This is a genomic window from Paraburkholderia sp. GAS41 (assembly GCF_050436545.1).
In the GTDB taxonomy this organism is placed as follows: domain Bacteria; phylum Pseudomonadota; class Gammaproteobacteria; order Burkholderiales; family Burkholderiaceae; genus Paraburkholderia.
Genome location: NZ_JBNDMK010000003.1, coordinates 409924 through 420094 on the forward strand (window position 1 = coordinate 409924; position 10171 = coordinate 420094).

The window sequence follows — 10171 nt, forward strand, 5'->3', positions numbered from 1 at the left end:
GAGGCATCTATCTGCCGCCTTTTGCGTTTTTGGAGTTGCCATGGTCGGCTTTTGCACCCCTATAATCAATAAACGCCAATATTGGATTTGTTCTATTTTTTCGAACAGGGAGCTATGGCCGACAACCTCACAGAAAGCCGAATCGTCTATTTCTTCGAGGCGGTTCGATGCGGAACCATTCGCGCTGCTGCGGATTGGTTGAACGTCGCGCCGTCCGCGGTGAGCCGCCAGATTGGGCTCCTCGAAGAGGAACTCGATGCGACGCTCATCGAGCGTCACGCCCGAGGCGTCAAGCCCACAGAGGCAGGTGAATTCGTCATTGAATATTTTCGCGAGCAACTGGCGCACAAGGACGACCTCATTTCGCGGCTGCAGGGCCTGCGTGGACTTCGAACCGGTCACGTAAATGTGGTGCTCGGGGAAGGCTTCGTGTCGGACGTCCTGTCGGGCCCGATGCAGCAGTTTTGCAAGCTTTATCCTGGCATCAACGTGAACCTTGACCTTGGTAGCACGAACGATGTGATGCGACGAATCTCGGAGGATGAGGGGGAAATTGGGCTGGTGTACAACCCGCCGGCCGAACCGAAGATAGTGACGCGCGCGGTCAAACGCCAGCCGATGATGGCCATCGTTGGACCGCATTTCCCGCGCTCAGGCAAACAGAAATCCATGACGGTGCAGGAACTGGCGACCTATCCCATTGCCGCGACTCACCCGACCTACGGAACGCGGCAAATGCTACAGGCCGTGGAGTTTGCCGAGAAGATTCGTCTGGACCCGGTTGTGACGACCAACTCAATCAACATCCTGAAGCAGTTCGCAAGATTTGGACTCGGAGTTGTTGTCCTGCCATCATTCGCGGTCACGATTGAAATGGCTGCCGGCGAGCTTCACGCCATCGAAATCGACCATCCTATATTTCAGAACGCGGAAGCTCATCTGGTCACCCGTGTCGGACGCAAGCTCTCTGTCGCTTCGAACAAGATGCTCCAGATGATGACGTCGCAAATGACGGCCTTCCGTTGAAACCAATGCATGGCCTGGACTTGCAGGCACACGTTGACTTCTCGGTTGCCACACGCGGCGCCGGTCCAGCCCCAGCCATCTAATTTTCAGAACAAACTTTTGATTCGACGGCATTTGCTGTTCTTTTTGGACATCGCAGACTGTTACCAAAAGGAGGCATGTCTTGACTACTATCGACCCCCTGGAGCTGTGGGAAACAGTCCGCGCCGAAGCGGAGCGGGAAGCAAATTTGCGGCCGATGTTGCGACGGTACTTCGACGCAGCTGTGTTGAACCATGAGACTTTGTGCGACGCATTCGCGTCTCTTCTGGCGGCGGAGCTGGTGCGCTCCGACGGCACATTGCCTGACTTTTCAGAAGAGTTCAGCACCGTCAGCCGACGGCAAGAGCTTGACGTCGCCGCGGCCGCCGACATCGCGAAAATCTCGTCGTCAAACCCCGCCTGCCCTAACGCGCTCACCGCCTTCCTGTCATTTCGCGGCGTCCAGGCAGTGCAGTCCCATCGCATTGCGCATGCGTACTGGACTTCGGGCGAGAAGACATTCGCGGTGTTGCTGCAGAACTGGTGTGCGAAGTCATATAACGTCGATATTCATCCTGCTGCGCGAATCGGCAAAGGCCTGTTCGTCGACCACGCAATGGGCATCGTCATTGGCGAGACGGCGGTAGTGGAAGACGACGTCAGCATCTGGCATGGCGTAACACTGGGTAGCACCTTCGCCGAAGCTGGCGACCGGCATCCCAAAGTGCGCCGGGGCGCGACGCTCGCGGCCAACGCGACGATACTCGGGAACATTGAAATCGGCGAAGGCGCAGTCATTGCTGCTGGCAGCCTCGTTCGTATGTCTATTCCGGCAGGCATGATTGCCGCAGGCGTTCCAGCAAAAGTCATCAAGCCGGTCTCCGGCACGTACGCCGCGATAACCGCGCCTTCCAGATAACAGCCCCCTCCATAAACCAGGAGTGACGGATGATTCCTCCCAATCAGCATCGGCTGGGCATCGACCACCCGGTAATTTCGGTTCGCAACCATCCCGAGGCGGTAGAGAAGTTCATTCGCCTTGGTTTCTCGCCAAGCCCGATTTCTTATCACCCGTGGGGGTCTGTGCTGACGTTGATGATGTTCGAGAACAACTTCATCGAACTCATCGGTATCGACGACCCCTCGAAGTTCGGTGCGGGCGAAGTGGACGGCTTTTGCTACGGTCGGACCCTGGGTCAGTTTCTGGCGCGTTCTGAAGGACTAGGGCTCGTCTCGCTGCACAGCAAAGATATCGAAGGTGATTTTGCGGCGGTGAAGGCGAGCGGCTTGCCGACACAGCAACGCGTCGATTTCCGTCGCAAGCTGACCAAAGCCGATGGGACCCCGGACGAGGCGGTGGTCTCGCTTGGGATGATTATGGACATTGAGTTGGGCGATGTCTCCAACTTTCTTTGCCAGCAACATCGCCCGGAGTTCATCTGGCGCAAGGACTGGCAGAATCACGCCAACGGTGCGAATGCAGTCCTGGAAGTCGTGTACGTTGCTCCAGACCTGCGTCCACTCGAAGAAAGATGGTCGAAGCTATTTGGTGCGAAACAGACAATTCGTGTCGACGGACATGTGGAGGCTGATACGGGCTGCGGCAAGGTCGTAGCGCTAACACCTCAACAGGCAAAGGAACGGTTCTCGGCTGTCGGTCTGCCTGTCAGTTACACAGAAAAGCCGCATGGAGTAGCTCTGCAAGTACAGGTTCTCGATATCGCTGTAACGGAACAGGTTCTCGGTGAAAACGGTGTTAGCTTTGGTCGAACCAGCAAGGGTATTGCTGCAACACCCGACTCAGCCGGCAATACGATTATCGAGTTCGTCCAGGTACAGGCGCCCGGTGGCTAATCGTTTTTGCGCGCTATTGCAGCAGCCTCGCCTCATAGTCTGAGCGTGGTTTAGAGACACTGGGACTACCCATCTCAGTGCCTTCTTTTTCTGGAAGCGCGCGCAGTCTGCTCAGTACTGCCTAGGGGATGTACCTTCGAACTTCCGCTGCAAGTCGCGCCTGACCTGATTCGCCACGACAACTGGCGGCTTCGAATAGATTATGTCGCACTCCATTCACGCTCGGTTTACGTTCCAGCCGGTCAATAGTACGGCAGAAGCCCAGTGCCGGTAAAAAAGGCGGCACAAGCCGCCTTTGCGTGATTTCGTCCGGTAGGCTTAACGCGACTTGCCGAGATACTCCTGTGACGGGTCCCGTTTGCAAAGCGGCCGCCGCCGCAAAGGGGTTGCATGCGAAGGTACGTCCTGAGAAAACTACATATTTTTGTACGATGGCTGCGCGTACTGTTATCCGTTTGCGTCCAGCCATCGCGTTGGGCCATGCTGATGAGCTGCTTCGTGTAACGGTATTTTCCTTGTTTGTCCATGTTTCGCTGGGTCAGCCGGTCTCTCGCCTCTCACTATGGGGCGCGGCGCACTATTTGTCGCGCTTGTTTCGCTTGAACGGGCCGCCCGAGGGCTTGGGCTCGCGGTTGCGATTGAAGCTGAGGTTTTTGACCTTGTTGTGGCTGAGTTTTTGGTTGGGAGTGGAGTTTAGCCTGTGGTCGCGGCTGTTGTCTTTGCGGCGGTGCGGGCTGTTGCGCCGCCTTCGGCTTTCCCGTTACCTCGGGGTTCGGCGAGTGCTGCCGCGGTTGCGACCGAGGAGGCTGTCAGAGGTCTGGCGCCTTCATGATCTCGAGCAACTGAACGTTGGTCGCATTGATATCCGTGACACCTGCTGTGAGCCATACGCATTTCGGACCGGCAGACGGCAGCATCCTTCAGTTGAGCGGCCATTCGAATGGCTTCAACGACGCCTTGGTCAGTGGCCGCACCTGGCCGCGTGCTGCCCGACGCGTCAAGCACATCTCGCCCCTGAGCGGCCGCTTTTACTTGCCCCTCCTCAACGGCTGCTTTCGAAGCCGGAACAGCCGCTCTTTTGAGGCATCTCCTTGCGATCCCAAGGCGGTTCATCGCCGAACGTCTCGGCGAGGTAATCGACAAACCGGCGCACTTTGAGCGGTATGCGCCGCGCACTCGGATAAACCGCTTGAATCGTCAGATCAGCCGCGCGATAGGCCGGCAGCAGCGCTACGAGTTCGCCGCGCCGGATGTGCGCTCCGAACACGAAGGTCGGACCGTACACAATGCCCGCTCCGGCGATAGCGGAGGCGAGCAGCATCTGAGTGTTGTTGGCCGTCATCCGGCAAGGTCCATCGATGACGTGCGTGCGGTTTTTCCTGTCGTGCAATGTCCAGTCTCCGGCCGACACGGCCTCGCTGAACGCAAGTCGTTGTGCACGCATCAGGTCGTCCGGCTTGCGCGGCGTTCCATGACGCTTGAGGTAGGCGGGAGACGCACACACGACCATTCGGCACGGGGCAAGTCGACGCGTCACAAGTCCCGGGTCCTCTAGCCGTCCGATCCGGATTGCGACGTCAACGCCCGCATCGATGAGATCGACGTAGCGGTCTCCGAGCAGCACTTCCACGTTGACGTGCGGATGGTCCTCCATGTAGTGCGCCACAACCTCACCCAAGTGCATCGCACCGAACGTCACAGGCGCCGCGACGCGCAGCACACCGCGCGCCGTGCCTTGTGAATCGCTCGCTTCCCGCCTCGCTTCATCGAAGGCTTCGAGGATCCGCTTGCAGCGTTCGTAGTAAGTCTGGCCGGTATCGGTCAGACTCAAGCGTCGTGTGGTGCGGTGGAGTAGCCGTGCATTCAGTTCGGCCTCGAGGGCGCTCACGTGCTTGCCGGCCATCGCTGCCGATAGCCCGAAGCGGCGTGCCGCCGCGGCAAAGCTGCCTTCCTCGACAGCGGCGACGAATATTCCGAGGCTCGTGAGTCGGTCCATTTTGCCCTCCGATTCGATAACTGAATTATCGACTGAACACACCGATCCGGCAATTATCAAACCGAGGACTTGAATCTACTATTCGGGTATCAGTAACGGACAAGGGCACGAAAATGGTAATCAAATCGAACGGCACGCGGATTCACGTCACGCAGCGGGGCAGCGGCGAGTTGGCGCTGGTGTTCCTGCACTACTACGGGGGCTCGTCGCGCACATGGGACGGGGTAGCAAGCGAATTGTCCGACCGGTATCGAATCGTTGCCACCGATCACCGCGGCTGGGGCGATTCCGAGGCGCCCGCCGACGGCTACCGCATTGCCGATCTTGCCGCCGATGCCGAAGGCGTTATCGACGCGCTGGGGTTGCGGCGTTACGTTCTGGTCGGTCATTCGATGGGCGGAAAGGTTGCTCAACTTATTGCATCGCGTCGGCCGAGCGGGCTCGAAGGTCTTGTGCTCGTCGCGCCGTCGCCTCCGTCGCCGATGCTCCTTTCCGACGAGCAACGTGCGACGTTGACCGGCGCATATCAAACGCGCGAATCGGTCGAATTCGTTATCGATCACGTCTTGACCGCGAAATCGCTCGACGCCGCTCGCCGCGAGCAAGTCATCGAGGACAGCCTGAGGGCCGCAGCGCAGGCTAAGGCGGGTTGGCCAAACGTGGCCATGCGCGAAGACATTACCGCGGCGACGGCGTCGATCGACGCACCGACAATCGTCATCTCCGGCGAACTTGACCAGGTGGATCGCGTCGCAACACTGCAGGCGGAGTTGCTGCCTCGCATTCCGCACGCGGCGATGCACGTCCTGCCCGGAACGGGACACTTGTCGCCGCTAGAGGCGCCGGCCGAGGTGGCGCGGCTCATCGCTCGATTCGTTGCAGCGATCGAGGGCAAGTCAGTCGTGTGCAACTCGCCCGAGGAGGTCCCGGTCGCTTTCGATGCGGCGCTGAACGCCGGCGATCTCGATGTCCTACTCGGTACGTTTAGCAATCTAGCCACAATGCGGATGACGAATGGCGAAGTGGTACAAGAAAACCCTGCCGATTTGCGCATCGGCCTGGCTCAGTTGCTGGCACTGCGCCCGCACATCCGTAACGAAGTGCGTCGTGTACTGACGAGCGGCGACATAGCCCTCGTCCTGCTCGACTGGACCCTGAACGTGACGCTACCGGACGGTCGCGAGCACGAAGAGCGTGGCACCGCTACGCAGGTTATGAAAAAGGGGCGCGACGGTGGGTGGAGATTGCAGATCTCCAATCCGCCAGGGCTGAACTGAATGGCATCGGAGGTGTGACGCCCCTCGCATATTTGAAGGGGCGCAACGAGCGACTCTTAAGTGAGCGAAGCCGGACGTTCAGAAGCCGGAGCACGTCGCTCGCCGAACGGCCGTTCCTGGCCGTGCACTGACTCATGCAAAACGCATCGGCAGCTCGCCCTCCGTTGATCTCGATCGACACCAGGCGACCCTCAGCAGACACTCACCTCCCTCCATAGCAGCCGCTCAAAGTAGCGAGCCGCAGATCGGCTTTGGGGGATAACTCGCCAGCACGACAGCTGTGGTCACCGGCCCGAACTTCGCCAGCGTGTCGATCGCCACCTCCAGTTGCGCCATGTCTTCGACCACAATCCGCACCATGAAGCAGTCTTCGCCTGTGATGCGATGCGCCTCAATGATTTCGGGCATTGCGTCGAAGGCACTCAGGCAATGTTTGATCTGGGCATGCGTGGTCCTGATCCGGACGATGGCTGCAATCCCACGGCCTACGAGACCGGGATTGATCCGCGCCGCGTAACCTTCGATTACCCCTTGCTCCTCGAGTCGTTTTATACGAACCGTGACGGCTGGCTGCGAAAGTCCGATCTGCTTGCCAAGTTCGGTGTTGCTGATGCGCGCGTTGCTCTGAAGCGCCTCTAATATTCGCCAATCCAGTCGGTCCAACGTTATCTGCTTAGGTTTCATTTGTGTGTTCGGGGCAATTTCCGTCGATTCGACCGGCTGAGGCCATTGATTCATTCGATTTGGGATGTTGCCAGAATTCGTGTGCTTTTACACTGGAGGCTCATTCAATGATTGAGAGCTAGCAGATGGTCTACCCCGTGTTCGTTGTTCCTGGTATTGGAAATTCCGGTCCACTGCACTGGCAAAGTGTATGGGAGGCATCGCATCCCGACTGGCAGAGACTCGTCGTCGAAGACTGGGATCAGGTTGCATGCGACGATTGGGTATCTGCAATCGAACATCAATTGACGCAAAGCGACCACGACACTCTCATCGTGGCGCACAGCCTGGGATGCCTCGCGGTGGCGCATTGGGCGAGCCGATATTCGCCCCGAATTCGTGGAGCGCTGCTCGTCGCAGTGCCGGATCCCTCAGCATCGGCGTTTCCGGTGGCGGCCGCAACCGGATTTTCTCCTTTGCCATCGAAACAGCTACCTTTTCCCACGGTACTTGTATCCAGTTCCAACGACCCGTATGGCAGCACAGAGCACGCACTTCGCTGCGCGACAGCGTGGGGCAGCGAGCTTGTCGAAGTTGGTGGGCTAGGACATCTCAATGCAGATAGCAAGCTGGGCGACTGGCCTGAAGGATTCAGACTGCTGCAATCGCTGAGCCAAGAAGGTGACTCAGACGACTTCCGGTCCCGTCTCCGCTCGTCGTTTAACCTCGGCGTTGGGCTGGGGTAAATAACGGGGTATCGAAGAAATTTAAAGAAAGATATGGAACATCGTTCAGCGGTTGTCTTTATTCATGGCTTTATCGGCAGGTTAGATGTTCCTGGCTGGAACACACGATACGAGTCACCAGACCTGTTGGGCTATGGCAATTACTGTGCGGTGCCAATGCGGGCAATTTCGCTGCCGGCACAAGTCGAGCATCTCCATTCATTTATCGTCGAGCACTTCGACGAGATGCCGGTCGATGTCGTCGGCCACTCGGCGCCGAAGCGCTGAAATCGTGCCTCGGTGAAGAGATTGAAAATCATCTAGCGGACCTCCTGCCGCCGCCCTGCCTGACGGCGATAGGTGCCCGCGACCCGTTGCGGCCATTCAACTTACTCCGCAGCGGACGTTGCTTATTGATTGCAAGGACGCGAAGAATCGCCGAAAGCAGCAACGCTCGATTTATTCCGAAGAATACGAGAGGGATGAGGACAACTCGCGGTGAGCATTCGCCTGAGCGAGCAACGTATTCGCCTTGCCCTCAAGGGCCTCGACAGCGTCCGCGCCTGCGGCGAACCGCGCTGGAGGCTCATCCTGTGCAGTCAGCTCCACGAGCGTTACGGCAAGCTTGGCAGGATCGCCCCCCTGCTTGCCGTTCATACCCTTCCACGCGGCCACGGTCTCAGCGGTGCGCGAGGCGTAGTCTTCGATCGAAAGCTCTGCATAGGTAGTTGAGTCTGCGCTCAGGAGATCTGTTCGGAAAAACCCCGGCTCTACCAGCATAGTGCGAATGCCAAAGGGAGCGATTTCCTGTGCCAGCGACTCCATCCATCCTTCAATGCCAAACTTCGCAGCAGCATATGCGCTGCAGAAGACGAGCCCCGTAATCCCAGCCACCGATGAGAGCGTGACCACGAGGCCAGAGCGCTGCTTGCGCATCACCGGCAACACGGCTCTCGTAACATTCATCGGACCGAACAGCAGTGTTTCCATCTGGCTACGAACCTGGCCTGGGCTAAGCTCCTCGAAGAAACCACCGTAGAAGTTGCCAGCATTGTTGACCAGGGCGTCGATGCGCCCGAACTTTTGAACGGCAGATTCGACGGCGGCATTGGCGTCGGCCGGACTGGTCACGTCAAGGGTCGCAATTAACAGATTGTCATGATCGCCGATAGCGTTCCTTACCTTTTGAACATCGCGGCCAGTCGCCACAACGTAGTGGCCGGCTACCAGCGCAGCCTTGACAATCTCTACGCCCATGCCGCGCCCGGCGCCGGTGACAAGCCAAACTTTCCTGGTATTCATTGCACTGATCCTTTTGTGTGTTTGATGCCGAACCGGAACTCAGGCATCGGGATAGGAAATTCAATTCGACAGGTCCAGTGTCGCGCGTATGAACTCGGGGAGGTTGCCGAAAACGCCGCTCTTCTTGCCTAAACTGACGAAGCACGCGCAAAACTTCGAGGGCGCCGCCCCATTGGAGTAAAGTGATTTGATCTTATTGGCGGGGGACATTTCTCATGAACCAAAGGACTTCCGATCCGTTTAATGTGCCAAAGGTCCGCACGGACGGCCTCGCGCAAGCGATTGCGCGCTTTGCCCAGTCTGACGGCGACTACGCCACGGCGATATCAGCCCTTTCCCTTCACCGCAGAAAGAGGCCAACGGAGCCATTGCATTGCATCTTCAGTCTAGGGTTGGGCGTAGTTGCACAAGGTCATAAGCAAGCGTTGATAGGAACGGAGGTAGTGAACTACGGCCCCGGTCAGTCGATGCTGGTGAGCATCGACCTGCCAGTGATCTCACACGTCACCGGCGGTAGTGCTGAAGAACCAATGCTCGGCCTGATGCTCACGCTGGACAGCAGCCAGATTGCGAAGACAGCTGCGGAAATGCAATTGCCGGATCCACCTCGAACACCCGCTTTCACGCCCATCACGATCGAAACGCTCGATGCCGCGATGGTTGATGTACTTGTTCGCCTGATCGAACTGCTGGATAAACCGGTTTTGGCCTCACAACTAGCGCCGCTCTATCAACAGGAGATACTCGTCCGACTTCTCGCTGGCCCGCATGGCCCTCAACTGCGGCACCTTGCAGCCAATGGATCACCGAGCCAACAAATCGCAAGGGCGGTTGCGTGGCTGAAGCAGAATTTTTCGAAGGATATGCGGGTAAATGAGTTGGCCGCTCACGCACACATGAGTCCCTCGACGTTCCGTCAGCACTTCAGAAGCATCACCGGAACAAGTCCGTTGCAATACCAAAAGCAGCTGCGGTTGCAGGAAGCGCGGCAACTGATGCTCAGCTTGGGTGTCGATGCGGGAATCGCCGCGATGCAAGTTGGCTACGAAAGCGCCTCGCAGTTCAGTCGCGAGTACAGTCGGCTGTTCGGCGCGCCTCCACAGCAGGATGTGAAGCGGTTGCGCCTACAGTAATGTGCTTGTTTGTAAATTGCAGGATGCAATTGTTGACGATCTCGCACATGCTTTCGAACGGGCGAAAGTGGCCGGCTGCTGCCCTTCGCCCAGCACGCGTGCTCTAAATGGCCGCGTGTCGCGCGTCAGACAGTAGTCTGACCATGCCCCTAAGAAAGACCGCAAGATAATCGC

10 protein-coding genes are annotated in these 10171 nt (G+C 58.1%); 7 read left to right on the forward strand and 3 right to left on the reverse strand.

Going from position 1 to position 10171, the window contains the following annotated elements:
• The first annotated feature begins 114 nt into the window (after nucleotides 1-114).
• From P3T43_RS07995 to P3T43_RS08005, 3 genes are all read left to right on the forward strand, one after another.
• Nucleotides 115-1026 carry a LysR family transcriptional regulator gene (locus P3T43_RS07995; protein ID WP_429280488.1) on the forward strand — a complete coding sequence of 304 codons (912 nt, stop codon included), beginning with the start codon at nucleotides 115-117 and terminating at the stop codon, nucleotides 1024-1026.
• A gap of 163 nt (nucleotides 1027-1189) precedes the next feature.
• Entirely contained in the window at nucleotides 1190-1966 is a 777-nt protein-coding gene (epsC, locus tag P3T43_RS08000; protein WP_429280489.1) for a serine O-acetyltransferase EpsC, read from the forward strand.
• 29 nt (nucleotides 1967-1995) lie between these two features.
• Nucleotides 1996-2901: a VOC family protein gene (locus tag P3T43_RS08005; RefSeq protein WP_429280490.1), complete on the forward strand. Its 906-nt coding sequence runs from the start codon at nucleotides 1996-1998 to the stop codon at nucleotides 2899-2901.
• A gap of 1042 nt (nucleotides 2902-3943) precedes the next feature.
• Here the strand turns inward: P3T43_RS08005 and P3T43_RS08010 are convergent.
• Nucleotides 3944-4897, reverse strand: a complete 954-nt coding sequence (locus P3T43_RS08010; RefSeq protein WP_429280491.1) for a LysR family transcriptional regulator — start codon at nucleotides 4895-4897, stop codon at nucleotides 3944-3946.
• Between the two features lie 113 nt (nucleotides 4898-5010).
• On the opposite strand from P3T43_RS08010, the gene P3T43_RS08015 reads away from it, so the two are divergent.
• Nucleotides 5011-6174: an alpha/beta fold hydrolase gene (locus tag P3T43_RS08015; protein ID WP_429280492.1), complete on the forward strand. Its 1164-nt coding sequence runs from the start codon at nucleotides 5011-5013 to the stop codon at nucleotides 6172-6174.
• Nucleotides 6175-6399: 225 nt separating this feature from the next.
• Here the strand turns inward: P3T43_RS08015 and P3T43_RS08020 are convergent, their stop codons facing one another.
• A complete protein-coding gene (locus P3T43_RS08020) occupies nucleotides 6400-6858 on the reverse strand; it encodes an Lrp/AsnC family transcriptional regulator (protein WP_429280493.1) in 459 nt (152 codons plus the stop codon).
• Between the two features lie 125 nt (nucleotides 6859-6983).
• On the opposite strand from P3T43_RS08020, the gene P3T43_RS08025 reads away from it, so the two are divergent.
• The gene (locus P3T43_RS08025) at nucleotides 6984-7583 is read left to right on the forward strand and encodes an RBBP9/YdeN family alpha/beta hydrolase (RefSeq protein WP_429280494.1); all 600 of its coding nucleotides are present in this window, start codon (nucleotides 6984-6986) and stop codon (nucleotides 7581-7583) included.
• Nucleotides 7584-7616: 33 nt separating this feature from the next.
• Nucleotides 7617-7850: an alpha/beta fold hydrolase gene (locus P3T43_RS08030; RefSeq protein WP_429280495.1), complete on the forward strand. Its 234-nt coding sequence runs from the start codon at nucleotides 7617-7619 to the stop codon at nucleotides 7848-7850.
• Nucleotides 7851-8021: 171 nt separating this feature from the next.
• Here the strand turns inward: P3T43_RS08030 and P3T43_RS08035 are convergent, their stop codons facing one another.
• Entirely contained in the window at nucleotides 8022-8864 is an 843-nt protein-coding gene (locus tag P3T43_RS08035) for an SDR family oxidoreductase (RefSeq protein WP_429280496.1), read from the reverse strand.
• A 215-nt stretch (nucleotides 8865-9079) separates the two neighbouring features.
• On the opposite strand from P3T43_RS08035, the gene P3T43_RS08040 reads away from it, so the two are divergent.
• Nucleotides 9080-9997: an AraC family transcriptional regulator N-terminal domain-containing protein gene (locus P3T43_RS08040; protein WP_429280497.1), complete on the forward strand. Its 918-nt coding sequence runs from the start codon at nucleotides 9080-9082 to the stop codon at nucleotides 9995-9997.
• Nucleotides 9998-10171: the final 174 nt, after the last annotated feature.